The sequence below is a fragment of the Roseibium sp. genome, from assembly GCF_965233565.1.
Taxonomy (GTDB): Bacteria; Pseudomonadota; Alphaproteobacteria; order Rhizobiales; family Stappiaceae; genus Roseibium.
The window spans coordinates 4,783,069-4,799,207 of record NZ_OZ247494.1 but is presented as its reverse complement, the minus strand read 5'-3'; the positions used below and the strand labels follow the sequence as shown (position 1 = coordinate 4,799,207).

The following is a 16,139-nucleotide window of genomic DNA, read 5'->3' as shown; positions in this document are numbered from 1 at the left end:
GGAACCCGGGCCGCGCGGTCAGAGGCAGCCTCAGCTGCCCTTGTTCAGGCTTGCCCAGAAGACGCCGGAATAATCGATCGGCAGGAAGCGCTGATGCAGTTCGGCCATGGTTGCTTCCGGATCCAGGTCCTCGAACAGCTCCGGATGCAGCCACTTGGCAAAGGCCTGCATCGCCACGAAATGATAGGGGCTGTTGTAGAACTGGTGGTAAATACTGTGGAACCGGCCGCTTTTCACCGCCTGCAGTTCGGACCAGCCATCGCGTTCTGCCAGAGCGCCAAGACGTTCCTGGACGCCATCCTTGCTGGCCTCGTAACCGAACAGTACGGCCGTTGTTTCCGGGTTGGCTTCCGCCCAGTTGGCACCCGTGCCGATGATCACGGCGGGGTCATCGGCAAAGACCGCCTCCAGGCTGACATTGCCGCCGAAACCCGGGAATTTCTGGGACCCCCAGTTGCGTCCGCCCGCCAGTTCGACAAGGCGGCCCAGATTGGCCGAACCGAAGGTGCCGCAGCACTTGTTCGGATTGTATCCCGCTGCGCGTTCAATGAAGACAACCGGCCGGTCTTCCGTCGGAATGCCATCGACCGCGGCGTAGATCCGCTTCATCTGGGCATTGTAATAATCGGTAAAGGCGTCGGCATTGTCGCGTTCATCCAGAATGCGGCCCAGCAACTGGATGGACGGCACCGTGTTCTGGGTCGGATCCTGACGAAAATCGACAAAGACGGTTGCTACGCCCGCCTCTTCCAGCTTCTCGATTATGCCGCTTTCCTGAGCCTTCAGAAGGTTGCCCAGGTTCATGAAGACGACTTCGGTGCCGGAAGAAATGACGGCTTCGAGGTTCCACTCGTCCGAATAGGGGCTGCCGAGCCGCTGAATGTCCGTCGCCTCGGGGAATTTTTCCTCGTATTTGCGCCAGGCATCCGGATCGTAAAGGATCATGTCGTTCTTCCAGCCGACGACCCGCTCAAACGGATTTTCGCGATCCAGAAGCGCCAGGGTGTAGATCATCCGGCCTTCGCCGAGCACAATAGCGGACGGATCTTTTTCGACCTCGACGGTGCGGCCGGCGAGGTCGGTGACGGTAATCGTTTCTGCAAGTGCGGACGGGGCTGACGCGAGACATGCGCTGGCTGCGAGAGCAAGGCAGAAACCCTTGGTCATTTTCATGACGGACATAGGGTTCTCCTGTTCTGTCACAGGGGCGGACGCCCCTGAATGGCCGGACGCTAATTAATATGAGTTTTTTAGTCAAGTTTAAATACAGCCATTCGGCCGGACCTCTGGAACAGGCCGGGCTGTCGGAGCCGGTCAGCGAATGGTGCCGGCAATCCGTCCGCTTTGCTGCCGATCCCAGGCCGGGCTGTTGCCATGGGCCGCCCGGTATCGGTTGGAAAAGTGGGAGGCGCTGGCAAAGCCGCAGGCGACCGCAATGTCGATCATGCGCATGGATGTTCGGCACACCAGCTGGCGGGCAATGTCGATGCGAATCTTGTTGTAATATTCCTGCGGCGAACAATTGAGGTTCTTCTGGAAGTCCCGCTGCAATTGCCGCGGGCTGACACCGACCCTGTCAGCAATCTGCTGCAGGCTGAGCGGTTCGCTGACATTGTCCGTCATCAGGTCGATTGCCCGGCGCATGCGTTCCGGCACCATGCCGAGATCGTCCCGCTGCAACATGTGCTGGCGTTCACTACCGGTGCGCCGGTCATGATGCAGCGCGATCTCGGCCACATCACAGGCCACGGCACCGCCATGGACCTGGGCAATGTACCCGATCATCAGGTCGAGTGCCGCTGTGCCGCCCGCACAGGTCATCAGCTTGCCGTCTGACTGGATCAGGCTGTCGACCAGATTGGCTGCCGGATAGATCTCCCGGAAGAGGTCCGCATATTCCCAGTGGATGGTGCAGTTGCGGTTGTCGAGCATGCCGAGACCGGCCAGCACATAGGCACCGGTGCAGATCCCGGCAACGTTGCCGGATTGATTGGCAACCTGACGGATCAGGGCCTTTTGCGCGCCGGTGAGTTGCACCTGCTCGACATCATCACTGCTGCAAACGGCCAGCAAATCAGGCCGGCCGACATCGTCAAAGGCACCATCTGTGCGCACCTTGCCACCATTGCTGGCAAGCGCGTCCGATCCGTCCAGCGTCCGACAGCTATAGATGAAGGCCTGTCGTTTGAGCACCTTGTTCGCAATCCTCAGCGGCTCGATCGCAGAGGCAAAGGAGAGCAGGGAAAAGTTGTCGAGAAGCAGGAAACAGATCTCGACCGTGTCTGTTCCGGCGCTGCCTGCGGGCTCTGAAACGTCTTCTTCCCTTTGCGCTGTGACTGTCACCAGCCATGACCCTTTTCTTTGTCCGATCGGCCCATTCACCGATCTCGTTGCCTGAGCAATACCCTTCCAGTCTATGCCATGCGAAACCCTTTTGCGGGTGGCAGTGTCACGTCGATTGGCTTGTCAGCGACATTGCTGCCGGTCACTCGGCAAGATCATAAGCACAATTTACAGGCATCCGGAATCGGTGATAGATCGCCCTTGTCAAAAAACAGGCACATGATCGGTGCGACCCAATCCGGGGCACCGGAATGACCAATCGAAGGATCTTTTCATGATTATCCGCCTCGGACTTGCAGCAGGTGTTTTCGCCCTGGCCACGTCCCCTGCCCTTGCCCATCTGGATCCGGCCGAACACGGTTCTTTTGCCGCCGGGTTCACCCATCCTCTTTTCGGCACCGACCACGTGCTGGCCATGATTGCCGTTGGCCTTTGGGCCGCGCTTCAGGGCGGCCGCGCCGTCTGGACACTTCCGACGGCCTTTGTCGGCGCGATGGTGGCCGGCTTTGCCCTGTCGCTGGCCGGTGTTCCGCTTCCCTATGTCGAACCGCTGATCCTGACATCGGTGGTCGTCCTTGGAACCGTGGTTGCCCTTGCCCTGCGTCTGCCGCTTGGCCTGTCAGCGGCCCTCGTTGCCCTCTTTGGCGTTTGCCACGGACATGCCCATGGCGGCGAAATCGGCCTGGCCGGTGAATTCGGTTATGCAGGTGGTTTCGTTCTCGCAACCGCGCTGCTGCACGCGGCCGGCCTCTTGATCGGCTACAGCGCAAACATCGCAACCCGCAACGATCCCGACTGGGCTGAAAGGATCATTCGCGGTCTTGGCGTGGTGACTGCAGTTGGCGGCATTCTTCTCGCCACGGGCTAAGCAGTACAAATACAGTCTTAAAACACTCAAGGACCTCATCCTGAGGAGGCGCTTTAGCGCTGTCTCGAAGGATCGGCCACACGCTCTACAACAAATGGCCCATCCTTCGAGACGGACCTGGCGGTCCTCCTCAGGATGAGGTCTTTGAGATTTGCGATTTCAGCATTCCGGTGTTGTCTCCATGCGAAGACAGTCGACGGGCTAGGTTAAACGGAACCAGGCTCAGCCCATCTCGATATCGAGGCCGAGATCCAGCACCGGCGCCGAGTGGGTGATCCAGCCGGAGGAGATCAGATCGACACCGGCTTCCGCGACGGCCTTGACCGTGTCGCGCTCGATCCCGCCAGAGGCTTCCAACAGGACCTTGCCATCTGCCATCGCAACGGCTTCCTTCAGGGTCGCAGGCGGCATGTTGTCGAGCATGACCACGTCCGGCCCGGCGGCCAGGGCTTCTTCCAGCTGCGCCAGCGTGTCGACTTCCACCTCGATCTTGACCAGATGACCGGCAAAGGCCTTCGCCGCCGTGATCGCCTGCGTGACACCGCCGGCAACCGCGATGTGGTTGTCCTTGATCAGGATTGCATCATCGAGACCGAAACGGTGATTTGAGCCACCGCCGCATCTGACCGCGTATTTTTCAAACGCGCGCAGGCCCGGGGTCGTCTTGCGGGTGCAGACGATGTCCGCCCTGGTGTGGGCGATCAGATCGGCGAAAGACGCGGTGGCCGTGGCGATGCCGGAAAGGTGCCCGAGATAGTTGAGCGCAACGCGTTCAGCGGCAAGCAGAGCCCGTGCCGGGCCTTCGATCCGGGCGACGACATCGTTGGGAGACAAGCGGTCGCCGTCGGTCTTCTCCGCCTTGAAACTCAAAGCTGCATCTGTCTGGCGAAAGGCGCTTTCGGCGAGCGCCAAGCCCGCGAGAACACCGGGCTTGCGGGCCGCGATCACGGCCTTTGCCTGTGCCTTTGAAGGCAGCGTCGCCTGGCTGGTGACATCGCCTGCCCGGCCCCAGTCCTCCAGAAGCGCGGCCTTGACCGCCTCATCGACCATCAGGCGCGGCAGTTCCGGCAAATGATTGCGGGTCATGCGGAGTTCCTCAAGCCGTCTCGAGCGCGTCGGCCGTGATCGCCTGCACTTCTTTCAAGGTGGTATAGGAGCGGAATGCCATGGCCGGATTTTCGTCCGGGTAGTCCTTGCGGAAATGGCCGCCACGGCTTTCCTGGCGCTTGAGCGCAGCTGCCGCAATGATCTTGCCGGCAATCATCATGTTCTTGATGGACTGGCGCACACAGATCTTCTCTACTTCGGTGATATCGGCCAGCGCGGCCTTCAGGCCGGCTTCGTCGCGCAGGACGCCGACATTCTTTGCCAGCGTCTTGCGCAGCACGGTGATGCCGTTGCGCTCTTCCACATTCCGCTGGCTCGGCAGGCCGGGCGCATCATCCATTTCGTTCCAGAAGGCACTGCGCGGCGTCGGCATCAGCCCCTGAATGTCCTCGGCAATGCGCGCGGCAAAGACAACCGCTTCCAGCAGGGAATTCGAAGCAAGGCGGTTGGCCCCATGTGCGCCCGTGGACGCAACTTCACCGGCCGCCCACAGACCGTCCAGCGACGTCCGGCCATTGGCGTCGGTCAGGACGCCGCCCATGTGGTAGTGCTCCGCCGGAGCGACCGGAAGCAGATCCCTGGCCGGATCGAGGCCTGCCGCCTCGGCGGCGGCAAACACCGTCGGGAAATGTTCCTTGAAGCTAGCCCCGATGGCCGTACGGCAATCCAGGAACGCGCCCCGCCCTTCCGCGATCTCGTTGTGGATGGCCCGGGCGACGATGTCGCGCGGGGCCAGTTCCAGATCCGGGTGCACGCCTTCCATGAAGCGTTCGCCGGCGCTGTTGAGCAGGGTCGCGCCTTCACCGCGCAGGGCCTCTGTCGCCAACGGTGCCGGGTCCTTGCCGAGATCCAGCGCGGTCGGGTGGAATTGCACAAATTCGGCGTCGGCAATCACCGCCCCGGCGCGTGCGGCCATGGCCAGACCATGGCCATTGGCTTCGTGCGGATTGGTGGTCAGGTCGAAAAGGTGGCCAATGCCGCCGGAGGCCAGCACCACCGCCTTTGCCGGAAAGGCAAGCCGTTCCAGACCGCCCCGTTTGCGGGCCAGCACCCCGGTCACATACCGGCCTTCGCCGAGGAAACTCTCGCCGAGATAGCCTTCCAGAATGCGGATGGAGGGGGTCCTGCGCACGGCTGCGATCAGCGCGTCCATGATGGCGCGACCGGCCATGTCGCCGCGCACGCGCACGACACGGCTGTGGGAATGGGCCGCCTCGCGGGAAAACTTCAGACGCCCTTCCAGGTCCTGGTCGAAGGGAACGCCGTAGGACAGAAGATCATGCACCCGGTCGCTGCCCTCGCGGGTCATCTGCTCGACGATCTTTTCCTCGCAGATACCGCAGCCGGCGGTCAGGGTGTCGTCCCGGTGCTTGTCGACGGAATCATTTTCGGAAATCGCGGCGGCAATGCCGCCCTGGGCCCAGGCGGACGACGCCCCCTGGCCGATCGGCGCGTTGGTGATGACCGTCACCGGCCGGGGACTGAGTTTGAGTGCACAGAACAGGCCGGCAAGGCCTCCTCCCAGAATGACGACGTCATCGACATCCTTGCCTATATAGGCAGGTGCAAAATCCTCAACCGACACGGCCATGGGAAACTTCCTGGAACTGAACGGGCTTTGCCCAAGGGGCCTCCGCGCCGGCCTCAAGGGCGCGAGCGCGGAAGACAACGCATGATGCGGTTTAGACCGAAGCCGGTCAGATTTTCAAGTTGATCATCCGCTCGACCGCAGTCCGGGCCTTGTCGGCGACCGCCGGGTCGACAATCACTTCCTCTTTCATCTCCAGAAGAGCATCGAGGATCTTGTCGAGCGTGATCCGTTTCATGTGCGGGCACAGATTGCACGGCCGGATGTAGTTGACGCCCGGGGTCTCGCTGGCGACGTTGTCGGCCATGGAGCATTCGGTGACCATCATCACCTTTTCCGGCTGTCTGGTCTTCACCCAGTCGATCATGTGGGCGGTCGACCCGGCAAAGTCGGCCTCTGCCACGACGTCCGGCGGGCACTCCGGATGTGCGATGATCTTCACGTCCGGTTCGATCTTGCGGTAGTCGCGCAGCTCCTCGGCCGTGAAGCGCTCATGCACTTCGCAGGCGCCATCCCAGATCAGCACTTCAACGTCGGTCTTGTTGCCGACATTGGCAGCCAGATACTTGTCCGGGATCAGGAACACCTTGTCGACGCCGAAGCTCTCCACCACTTGCAGCGCATTGGAGGACGTGCAGCAGATGTCGCATTCCGCCTTCACATCGGCGGAGGTGTTGACATAGGTGATGATCGGAATGCCGGGATTGCGTTCGCGCAGGCCGCGGACATCGGCACCGGTGATGGATTCGGCCAGCGAGCAGCCTGCCCGCATGTCCGGGATCAGCACGGTTTTGTCCGGGCTCAGGATCTTCGAGGTCTCGGCCATGAAGTGAACGCCGCACTGGACAATCACCTCGGCATCCGTCCGGGTTGCCTCGATTGCCAGCTGCAGGCTGTCACCGACAATGTCGGCAACACCATGATAGATGTCCGGCGTCATGTAGTTATGCGCCAGGATGACCGCATTGCGCTGCTTCTTCAGCTGGTTGATGGCATGGATGGTCGGTGCCAGGGCCGGCCACTCGATCGCCGGAATGATGTGCTTGACCTTCTCGAAGATCGGCGCGGTCGCCTCGGCGACTTCCGGTGTGTAGCTCAATGCCGGACGCTCCAGCTTGCCGTAGCGCTCCAGGGCTGACAGGCCGGTTGCGATCGGTGCACCAACCGGTGCCGTGGTCTGGGCGATGGTCATGGCGACCTCCCTTTTTTGCAGGCTTTAAACGGAGTTGAGGGCCTGTCGATTATTTATACTCAGTTTGAGCATATTAGACACAAAAGAAAACGGGCGCTAAGGCCCACCTTTTGCTCTTTCAGAGTTTATATAAGCTTGCCCCGTCCGAAAATCCACCAAAATCGTAGAGAATTTGCGCCCCGATCTTTTTCCCTCATGTTTTCAAAACGTTAGCGAGAAAACTTCACTACCCCGCATAGCCGGCAAACCATTCCCGCCTTCCCGGGAGCGCCGAGCGCCCACTCTGCCCCCTTTTCCCGGGCACCGTTCTCCAATGGCTCAGGCGCTGGTGTCAGTCTTTCTTTGCGGCGTCCTCACATTCGATTTCATCGATACCGTGCTCCTTCTTCGCCCTGGCAATCCAGTCCAGCAGGGCCAGCTTGAAGGCGGGACTGGCGTCGCCGAGATCCATGCTCTGGCCCTTCTCAAGCGGCTTGCCGTGCTTGTTGAGGATTTCAACCCCGTTTTCCGCGAGCCGCCATTTCATGGAATTCAGGACAACATAAGGTTTCTTGTCGAGACACAGCACCGCCGTTTCGAAATACTCGTGTACGTCCATCGTCTTCGCGGCGGGCGTATCGAAGGACCCGACATGTCGTCCGCCCTTCTTGGCATTGCCCTTGTCGTCGATGGCCTTTTGCGCGTGATAGCAAGGGCATTTGATGGCCGGGTTTCCAGACTTTCTGGGATGATAGAACGGCGTGTCGACCGCAAACCCGCCAAGATCCTTACCGCCATGCGGCAACGTGTTGAAAGGCTTCTTCTTTTTCTGGCCGTCCTTCTTGTCCCCGTCGCCGACCTCTCGCGTGTAACCCGTGTTGTCCTTGATATACTCCTTCTTGAACCCGTCGACGGCGGGCGTCACCAGCTTGGTGTATTCCCCCTTGTCGTTCTTCTTGTAGAAACAGAAGACGGACACCATGCAGAGCTTCTTGCAGGTTACTTTCTTGTCCACCCAGAAGTACCAGTTGATGGCATAGGGTGTGTTGTAGGTATCCTTTTGAGCCTTGCTGCCCTGGAAGCTGCCGCCTTTGCGGAACACGAAATTTTCCTTCAGCAGCTTCTTGTTCAGCTTCAGCAGGTAATCGGGCGACAACATGGACACCAGCGCATCGCGCGCCGAGAGAAGGGCATCCGCGGAACCGAGCAGCACCGACAGTTCCTCGGCCAGTTCCGGCTGGAGATAGTCCGGGATATCCGCCCGCAGGTCCGCAAGGGACCTTGCCTCTTCCAGCAGCGCCCTGGCAGTGACCAGGTCACCGCTGGCAAGAGCCTCCGTCGCGGCCGCCAGAGCAGCCCGTGCCTGCGCCAGCCGTACTCTTGCGGCATCCGTCACTTTGCCGACCAGATAAGGATCGGCCTCATTCGTGATCAGCTGGCCTTCGTCACAGCCCCCGGTCTTGTCGTCCTTTTTTCTCATTGTCTCCCCCATCGCTGCCCTGTCGCTGCCCTGTCGCCCGCCATTGGTTGGCAATGCTCCAGGCTCCCAGGTTCCAGCTTCCGCCAATTCCCGGGACATATCAACCGATGGGCGTGCATCACTGCAATTCTGCAACTCAGATCAGCCTGTCCGGCACGAGGCGTTTATTGAACGGATAGCATTCCATCAGGAACGCTTATCCACTCATCAAAAATACGCATTTCCACGGCAGCGGGTTTCAGCCTAGTCTGATCGCAATTTCACGATGGATATCTGCCGATGACCACTGCCTCCGACGCCGGGCGGACCGGACCGAACATTCCGCTGATCATTATCTGCGGCTGCCTGATCGCCCTGATCTCCTTCGGGCCCCGCTCCGCGATGGGACTGTTCTTTCAGCCCATGACCGAGGCGCGTGACTGGAGCCGCGAACTGTTTGCCCTGGCGATCGCCATTCAGAATCTGATGTGGGGCTTCGGCCAGCCCCTTGCCGGGATGATGGCCGACCGGTACGGCACCTGGAAGGCAATGACCCTCGGCACGGTGCTTTATGCCGTCGGCCTGCTGCTGATGATCGACGCCCAGAGCGCCGTCGCCCTCCATGTCTCTGCCGGCATTCTGATCGGCCTTGGCATTGCGTTTTCTTCGTTTTCGCTGGTTCTTGCGGCCTTCGGGCGCGCGGTCACTCCGGCGCAGCGTTCCCTGGCCTTCGGCATCGGCACGGCGTCCGGTTCTCTCGGACAATTCCTGTTTGCGCCGCTCGGGGCCACCCTGATCGAACATGTCGGCTGGCAGGACACGTTGATTGTGTTCGCCGGACTGATCGCGACGATCCCCTTGCTGGCAATTGCTTTGCGCGGAAAGTCGGAGGCTCCCGTCACGGCCGGCTCCGCTTCGGACCAGAACCTCAAGGCGGCAATGGCCGAAGCCTTCGGCACCCGTGGGTTCCTGCTGCTGACGCTCGGCTTCTTCGTCTGCGGGTTTCACGTGGCCTTCATCACGGTGCACCTGCCGCCCTTCATTGCCGATGTCGGCCTCGACCCGAGCCTTGGCGGCTGGGCCATCGCAATCATTGGTCTTTGCAATGTCGCCGGGTCGCTCGCCGCCGGGTACATTGGCGGGCGCTATTCCAAGCCGATCTTTCTGTCGCTGATCTATCTCGGCCGCTCGATCGCCATCTTCACCTTCATCATGTTGCCGATCAGCCCGGCCTCGGTACTGATCTTCTCGGGCGTCATGGGGCTGTTGTGGCTCTCCACCGTTCCGCCGACCTCCGGCCTGGTCGCCGTCATGTTCGGTCCGCGCTACATGGCGACCCTGTTCGGCTTCGTGTTCCTGTCTCACCAGGTCGGTGCGTTTCTGGGCGTCTGGCTGGGTGGCAAACTCTATGACGAGACCGGTTCCTATGATCCGATCTGGTGGTGCGGCATCGTTCTGGGCATCGCCGCAGCCGTCATCCACTGGCCGATCCAGGAAAAGCCGGTCCCGCGGCTCGTGGCCGAAGAAGCAGAGAGCGCCTCCAAGGCATTCACCTAAGACCTATTGCCTTGTCATCCCCGCGAAAGCAGGGACTCAGGAATCATCCCAGACAATTTTCGCCCAGGAGCCCGGGGGCCCGGCTCGCGCTGCGCTTGGCCGGGATGACATCCTGAAGTGTTTTCAAACAAAAAGGCGGGCCACAGAGCCCGCCTTGTCCATACGTTCAATGTGACCGGATCAGCCCGCCACTCTCGAGAAATCCGCAACCACATGGGTCGCATCCCGGATTTCAGCCAACAGCTGCAGACGGTTCTTGCGAAGGGCCGGATCATCCGCATTTACCAGAATGTCGTCGAAAAACCTGTCGACCGGCGCGCGCAGTTTCGACAGCGCTTCCATCGCGCCCTCAAAATTCTCCTGCCCCACAGCTGCGGCCGCCTCGGCTCGGGCCGTGTCGATGGCCGCGGCCAGATCGATCTCGGCCTGCTCCTGCAGATGGTCGGCATGCGGCTTGCCGGTGACAGGCGCGCCGTCCTTCTTCTCTTCCGCCTTCAGGATGTTGACCGCACGCTTGTAGCCGGCCAGCAGGTTGATGCCATCGTCGGAAGAAATGAACGTGCCGAGCGCCTCAACCCGTTTGACGACCATCAGGAGGTCGTCCTGACCTTCCAGCGCAAAGACGGCATCGATCAGATCGTGACGGGCCCCTTCGTCCTTCAGATGCACCTTCAGGCGGTCACCGAGGAAAGACAGAAGATCTCCAATGACCCCTGCCGGGTCGCTCACATCGGCCTTTTGAAGGGCAAGTGCGGAACGCAGGGCTTTGTCCAGCCGGATCCGGAGACCATTCTCCAGTACGGTCCGGATCACACCCAGCGCAGCGCGGCGCAGGGCGTAAGGATCCTTTGAACCCGTCGGCTTTTCGTCGATGGCCCAGAAGCCGGCCAGAAGATCCAGCTTTTCAGCCAGCGCCACGGCAATCGCGACCGGATCGGTCGGCACGCTGTCGCTGGGACCCTGCGGCTTGTAATGCTCCTCGATGGCGGTCGCGACGGACGCATCCTCGCCCTGGGCATCCGCATAGTAACGACCCATCAGGCCCTGAAGTTCGGGGAACTCGAACACCATCTGCGACACGAGGTCAGCCTTGGCAAGCTCCGCGGCGCGTTTGGCCCGGGTTTCATCGGCACCGACAATCGGTGCCAGCTCGGCCGAGAGCGCGATCAGGCGTTTGACCCGCTCGCCGACGCTGCCGAGCTTTTCGTGAAACTTGACTTCGTCCAGTTTCGGCAGATTGTCGCTGAGCCTCGTCTTCAGATCCGTGTCCCAGAAGAAGCGGGCATCGGCAAGGCGTGCGCGAATGACCTTCTCGTTGCCGGCAACGATCAGTTTGCCGCCGTCGTCCGCGACGATGTTGGAGATCAGCACAAAGCGATTGGCGAGACGACCGGTCTTCGGGTCTTTCAGGACAAAGCACTTCTGGTTGACCTTGATGGTCAGCTGGATGCACTCGTCCGGGATTGTCAGGAAGTCCTCGTCGAAGCTTCCCGTCAGCACGACCGGCCATTCCACGAGACCGGCGACTTCTTCCAGAAGACCGGGATCCTCGACCAGTTCCAGGCCAAGCGCCAACGCCTGGTCCTTGGCGTCGTTCAGGATGATCTCCTTGCGCCGGTCGGCATCCAGGACAACCTTGTGTTTCTCGAGCCCCATGGCGTAATCGTCAAAGCGGCGTACATCGAAGGCCTCGTCGGCGAGGAACCGGTGACCGCGCGTGGTCTTGCCGGCCCGGATGCCGTCAAATTCGAACGGCACCACATCCGGCTCCTCGGTTTCCGGGCCGAAGCTGGCAACAATTGAATGCAGCGGGCGGACCCAGCGGGTGCTGGTCGTGCCCCAACGCATGGATTTCGGCCAGGGAAACCCGCGCAGGATGCCAGGCATGAAATCCGCAATGATATCGATGGCGGTCCGGCCCGGCTTTTCGATCACGGCAACGTAGAAGTCACCCTTTTTGGGATCGCTCTGGATTTCAGCGTCGTCGATCGAGGCGAGCCCGGCGCCGCGCAGAAAGCCTTCAACAGCCTTTTCCGGTGCACCGACACGCGGTCCCTTGCGCTCTTCGCGGGTCGCTGCCGAACCGGCCGGCACCCCGGCGACGTGCAGGGCCAGCCGGCGCGGCGTCGAAAAGGCCTTGGCACCCTCATATGGCAAGCCGGCATCCACCAATGCATTGGTGACAAGCGTTTTCAGGTCTTCGGCCGCCTTGCGCTGCATGCGGGCCGGAATTTCTTCGCTGAACAGCTCAAGCAGAAGATCTGGCATGGATAATTGACCTTTGGCCTTGGTGGGACGGGCGTCTCCCAAATGGAATGCGCGTCGGTTACCAAGTCGGCGGCGACTTGTCACCCCCCTATCGACGTCCGCTCATATCCGCAGTTTTTTCAGGGTGTTCGTAACCGGTTTAACCAACAGTTTCACTCTTCTTCAAGAAATCCATGGGAAACTCCTTGACCAGATAAGAGTAAAGTTCAGTGGGACTGGCCGCGTGATTAACCGGGAAGTTGCAAACAACCGCCTTTTGACACGATCTATAGTTGCACTTCTTGCAATAGTACTTGTCAGTTTTGCCTCCCTTCAGTTGTTTCCGCTCCTGTTCCCGACCTACGGATCAGACCATTCCCATCACGCCTATGACATTCTGACCAGCGTGCTGCTGGGCCTCGCGGCCTTCAGCCTGGCCTATGGCACCTGGGCGACCAAGCGCCTGCGCAAGGAACTGAAAGTCCGCTCGTCGGCACACACCGAAGCCCTGGCACTGGCACAGCATGACCCCCTGACAGGCCTGCCCAACCGCAGACGACTGCTTGAGGCATTTTCCGATCTCATCCGGGATGTCAAACCGGATCACTTCCGCGCTGTCATGATGCTTGACCTTGATGGCTTCAAACCGATCAACGACGTTTATGGCCACGCTTTCGGCGACAATCTGCTGCGCAGTTTCGCCGACCGCCTGGCGGAAACACTCGGCAAGGAAGGGATCGTCGCCCGTCTGGGCGGCGACGAATTTGCCATCGTATCGCCGGTCTTCAAGGACAAGTCGGAAGCCGGCGGCTTTGCCCGCCGCCTGCTGACACGGATCAATGACCGGTTCGAGTTTGGCGACCGGCAGATTTCGATCGGCTCCGGCATCGGTATCGCCATGTACCCGCATGACGGCCACGCGATCACCGAATTGTTGCGCCGGGCCGATATCGCCCTTTACAGGGCCAAGTCTTCCGGCCGCTCGACCTACCGGTTCTTCGAGGTCGACATGGATGCCTCGATCCTGCACCGAACGCTTCTGGAACAGCGCCTGCGCCGCGCCATCTCCGAGCAGGAAGTCAAGGCTTACTATCAACCGATCCTGGACCTCGACACCGGCAAGATTGCCGGATTCGAGGCTCTGGCCCGCTGGACGGATGCAGACTTTGGCGCAGTGCCACCCCTGCAGTTCATCCCGATTGCAGAAGATTGCGGTATCATTTCCGAACTCACCCAGCATTTGCTGGCCGACGCCTGCAAGGTCGCGCGGACCTGGCCGGAAGATCTCTACCTGTCCTTCAACCTGTCGCCCGTGCAGCTTCAGGACAATGCGCTGCCGGAACAGGTCAGCTCCATCCTGAATGCAAACGACTTCCCGCCGCAGCGCCTCGTTCTGGAAATCACGGAAACCTCGCTGGTCAAGAACCCGGATTCAGCCAAGCGCATTCTGGCCGAGCTCACCGACCTGGGCATCTCCATTGCCCTCGATGACTTCGGCGCCGGACATTCCAGCCTCAGTTATCTGCGCGACTTCCCGATCAAGAAGGTCAAGATCGACCGTTCCTTTACCGAGCGCATGCTCAGCGACAAGCAATGCGCTGCCATCGTCGAGGCAATTCTTGTCCTGTCGAAAGGCCTCGACATCGACGCTGTTGCCGAGGGCGTCGAAGAGAGCGACGTCCATGATGCGCTCAACCAGAATGGCTGCCACTATGGCCAGGGCTTTCTGTTCGCTGCAGCCGTCTCCGCCGAGGAAGCGTCCGGGCTGCTGGATGCACAGGCAGATGGTCGTCTGCCGTTTGGCGCCAAGACCGACGCGGCCTGAAGGCCGCCCCGTTCCCGTGGCGCCGCACGGCCCTACCAGCCGCCGCCACCACCGCCGCCGCCGCCGCCACCAGAAGACCCTCCCGACGAGCCGGAGGATGAAGACGACGGTGCCGGCACGGAAGACTGGAACGAACCGGCCATCGAACTTGCAGTCTGACTGACGCTGCTGGAAATATGGCGTATCTCGAACGACCGGCCAGAATACCAGTTCGGATGATAATTGGCGGCTGCCGCAGCGCCGGCCGCCGTAGATAGCCAGCGCTCGAAAATGGTTGCCCAGGGTTTTTCGACACCCAGTGCCACGGCATAGGGAAGCAGCTCCTCAAAATGCACGGTGGTCATGTCCGGAATACCTGTCATGTTGAGCCGATCCTTCTCTGCAACGGACAGGTAGAGCTTCAGTCCCTCGATCTGGTCAAGCACCTGTCGCCCACGCAAGGTTGGCGCGCCGATAAAGGCGATGGCGCAGAGATTGGTCCAGGCCAGCGCGGCAACGACAAACGGCACAGCGACAAGCGTTTCCAGTCCGCCGGTTGCAAGACCAGCCAGCTGGGCTGCCCCGAACAGGGCCACCCCGATGATTCCCATCACGAGACCTACGCGCAGCACGAAATTGTCCACCGGCAGCAACAGGAGACCGAAGGCGGCCGGAAACACGATCGCGAAGACGGAGAGGAACAGGAACAGGATCATGAATTCCTGTTCGTTCGGGAATTGCGGCGCCAGGAAGAACAGCACGACAAGTGTGAGCAGGCTTACGAGAAGCCCCGGTACGAGATAAAGACCATTGCTCTTGAAGAAGACGTTATGGTTCTCAACAGAAATCGCGTTGGTGAAAGCGTCGCCCAGCTTTTTGACCGAACGGCCGTTGGCCTTGTTCAGGGTCAGCGGTTCACCGCGTTTGTCGAGCCAGCGTTCCAGTGCCGCCTCACCTTTTGGCAACCCGTCTCCCGGCGCGACCCCAGCCCGCCCCTCAGCGTCGAGCGAGAGGGTCATGTCGCCGTCCTGTTCTTCAAGGTGGAGCCGCTTCTTGACGGCCAGACTGAGGCAGGCTGCAGTCAGAGCCACCCAGCCGCCGTCGCCGAATCCACGACGATCAATGTATCTTGCAAGCGCCGGAGAGATGTCTGCCGGTGGTGTGAAGCGCGGGAAGATAACGCCTTTCTCCGGATCGCGCCCCACTTTCAGCCAGGCATGGAGATACCAGGCGATCACCAGCAACACACCGAAACCACCGATCAGATCGGCACGATAGTCAGCCAGGAGCCGTTGAAACCAAGTACCGGCCGTGGGCTGCGCTACCGAGCCAACCGGCATGGTGACCACCACCGTCAAGCCTTCTTCTGCTTGCAGGGTCTGCGTGGTTTCAAAAATGACTTCGGTGCCGTCGCCGTTGGTGCTTGCAGCATAGTTCTGGTCCTTGGCTCCGAGTTTGCCGGTATAGGCCGTCCAATCCGTCGCCTTCACCCCTTCGGGAAGAATGACGCGGGCGACCACCTGATCGATCGGAAAGGCCCATTCTACACCTGTTACGTTCCAATAGACTTCGTCATGTTCATCGAAGAACCGGATCTGGCGGTCGGTCTCGTAGGTCAGCTTGTAGGTGTGAATGCCCTTCGGGACATTCCTGTTTTTATCGCCAATATAGATTCGGATGCCCTGATTGTTATCCCGGATGAAGTGCGGCGCTGGTTGTCCGTCGAGCTCGACCGTAAGCAGTTTGAAACCAACGCGGTATAGCCGCCCATTGGCCGCACGGGCCGTCAGCGGAATATACCGGAATATCCCCCGATCGATCTGGTCCCATTCAACTCGGACGGTAATCGTTTCTGTCACGGTCAAAGTGCCGTCGGCACCGACTTCGATGTCGGACAGGTATTTCAGGATGCGTTCATCTGCCTGAGCCGCGATACCGGCAAACAGCAAAAAGACTGCCGACAGAAGAACAGGAAAGAAACGTTTCAAAATCATG

At 60.5% G+C, this 16,139-nt stretch carries 11 protein-coding genes; 3 read left to right on the top strand and 8 right to left on the bottom strand.

Annotation, left to right across the window (positions count from 1 at the left end; translation table 11 throughout):
* Positions 1 to 30: 30 nt before the first annotated feature.
* Positions 31 to 1,182, bottom strand: coding sequence for an ABC transporter substrate-binding protein (locus ACO6TG_RS21905; RefSeq protein ID WP_422375137.1), 1,152 nt, complete (start codon positions 1,180 to 1,182; stop codon positions 31 to 33).
* A gap of 132 nt (positions 1,183 to 1,314) precedes the next feature.
* Positions 1,315 to 2,343 carry a GlxA family transcriptional regulator gene (locus ACO6TG_RS21900; RefSeq protein ID WP_422375136.1) on the bottom strand — a complete coding sequence of 343 codons (1,029 nt, stop codon included), beginning with the start codon at positions 2,341 to 2,343 and terminating at the stop codon, positions 1,315 to 1,317.
* 274 nt (positions 2,344 to 2,617) lie between these two features.
* Between ACO6TG_RS21900 and ACO6TG_RS21895 the strand changes: the two genes are divergently transcribed.
* A complete protein-coding gene (locus ACO6TG_RS21895) occupies positions 2,618 to 3,211 on the top strand; it encodes a HupE/UreJ family protein (protein ID WP_422375135.1) in 594 nt (197 codons plus the stop codon).
* A 222-nt stretch (positions 3,212 to 3,433) separates the two neighbouring features.
* Here ACO6TG_RS21895 and nadC read toward each other — a convergent pair whose 3' ends face one another.
* From nadC to ACO6TG_RS21875, 4 genes are all read right to left on the bottom strand, one after another.
* On the bottom strand, positions 3,434 to 4,297 hold the full coding sequence (gene nadC, locus ACO6TG_RS21890) for a carboxylating nicotinate-nucleotide diphosphorylase (protein ID WP_422375134.1): 864 nt from the start codon (positions 4,295 to 4,297) through the stop codon (positions 3,434 to 3,436).
* A 10-nt stretch (positions 4,298 to 4,307) separates the two neighbouring features.
* The gene (locus ACO6TG_RS21885) at positions 4,308 to 5,909 is read right to left on the bottom strand and encodes an L-aspartate oxidase (RefSeq protein ID WP_094074190.1); all 1,602 of its coding nucleotides are present in this window, start codon (positions 5,907 to 5,909) and stop codon (positions 4,308 to 4,310) included.
* A gap of 106 nt (positions 5,910 to 6,015) precedes the next feature.
* Positions 6,016 to 7,098 (bottom strand): quinolinate synthase NadA, encoded by a 1,083-nt coding sequence (gene nadA, locus ACO6TG_RS21880; RefSeq protein ID WP_422375133.1) that lies wholly within the window; start codon positions 7,096 to 7,098, stop codon positions 6,016 to 6,018.
* Positions 7,099 to 7,429: 331 nt separating this feature from the next.
* Entirely contained in the window at positions 7,430 to 8,557 is a 1,128-nt protein-coding gene (locus ACO6TG_RS21875; RefSeq protein ID WP_422375132.1) for a hypothetical protein, read from the bottom strand.
* A gap of 279 nt (positions 8,558 to 8,836) precedes the next feature.
* Between ACO6TG_RS21875 and ACO6TG_RS21870 the strand changes: the two genes are divergently transcribed.
* Positions 8,837 to 10,093 carry an MFS transporter gene (locus ACO6TG_RS21870; RefSeq protein ID WP_422375131.1) on the top strand — a complete coding sequence of 419 codons (1,257 nt, stop codon included), beginning with the start codon at positions 8,837 to 8,839 and terminating at the stop codon, positions 10,091 to 10,093.
* 180 nt (positions 10,094 to 10,273) lie between these two features.
* Here the strand turns inward: ACO6TG_RS21870 and glyS are convergent, their stop codons facing one another.
* Positions 10,274 to 12,361: a glycine--tRNA ligase subunit beta gene (glyS, locus tag ACO6TG_RS21865; protein ID WP_422375130.1), complete on the bottom strand. Its 2,088-nt coding sequence runs from the start codon at positions 12,359 to 12,361 to the stop codon at positions 10,274 to 10,276.
* Positions 12,362 to 12,677: 316 nt separating this feature from the next.
* Here glyS and ACO6TG_RS21860 point away from each other — a divergent pair, with 316 nt between their 5' ends.
* The gene (locus tag ACO6TG_RS21860) at positions 12,678 to 14,165 is read left to right on the top strand and encodes a putative bifunctional diguanylate cyclase/phosphodiesterase (protein WP_422375129.1); all 1,488 of its coding nucleotides are present in this window, start codon (positions 12,678 to 12,680) and stop codon (positions 14,163 to 14,165) included.
* A gap of 32 nt (positions 14,166 to 14,197) precedes the next feature.
* Here ACO6TG_RS21860 and ACO6TG_RS21855 read toward each other — a convergent pair whose 3' ends face one another.
* Entirely contained in the window at positions 14,198 to 16,138 is a 1,941-nt protein-coding gene (locus ACO6TG_RS21855; RefSeq protein WP_422375128.1) for a DUF2207 domain-containing protein, read from the bottom strand.
* Position 16,139: the final 1 nt, after the last annotated feature.

Coding starts and splice junctions, on each gene's coding strand:
- ACO6TG_RS21875 (WP_422375132.1), bottom strand. CDS start 8,557: ATGAGAAAAAAGGACGACAAGACCGGGGGCTGTGACGAAGGCCAGCTG.
- glyS (WP_422375130.1), bottom strand. CDS start 12,361: ATGCCAGATCTTCTGCTTGAGCTGTTCAGCGAAGAAATTCCGGCCCGC.
- nadA (WP_422375133.1), bottom strand. CDS start 7,098: ATGACCATCGCCCAGACCACGGCACCGGTTGGTGCACCGATCGCAACC.
- nadC (WP_422375134.1), bottom strand. CDS start 4,297: ATGACCCGCAATCATTTGCCGGAACTGCCGCGCCTGATGGTCGATGAG.
- ACO6TG_RS21895 (WP_422375135.1), top strand. CDS start 2,618: ATGATTATCCGCCTCGGACTTGCAGCAGGTGTTTTCGCCCTGGCCACG.
- ACO6TG_RS21905 (WP_422375137.1), bottom strand. CDS start 1,182: ATGTCCGTCATGAAAATGACCAAGGGTTTCTGCCTTGCTCTCGCAGCC.
- ACO6TG_RS21885 (WP_094074190.1), bottom strand. CDS start 5,909: ATGGCCGTGTCGGTTGAGGATTTTGCACCTGCCTATATAGGCAAGGAT.
- ACO6TG_RS21870 (WP_422375131.1), top strand. CDS start 8,837: ATGACCACTGCCTCCGACGCCGGGCGGACCGGACCGAACATTCCGCTG.
- ACO6TG_RS21855 (WP_422375128.1), bottom strand. CDS start 16,138: ATGATTTTGAAACGTTTCTTTCCTGTTCTTCTGTCGGCAGTCTTTTTG.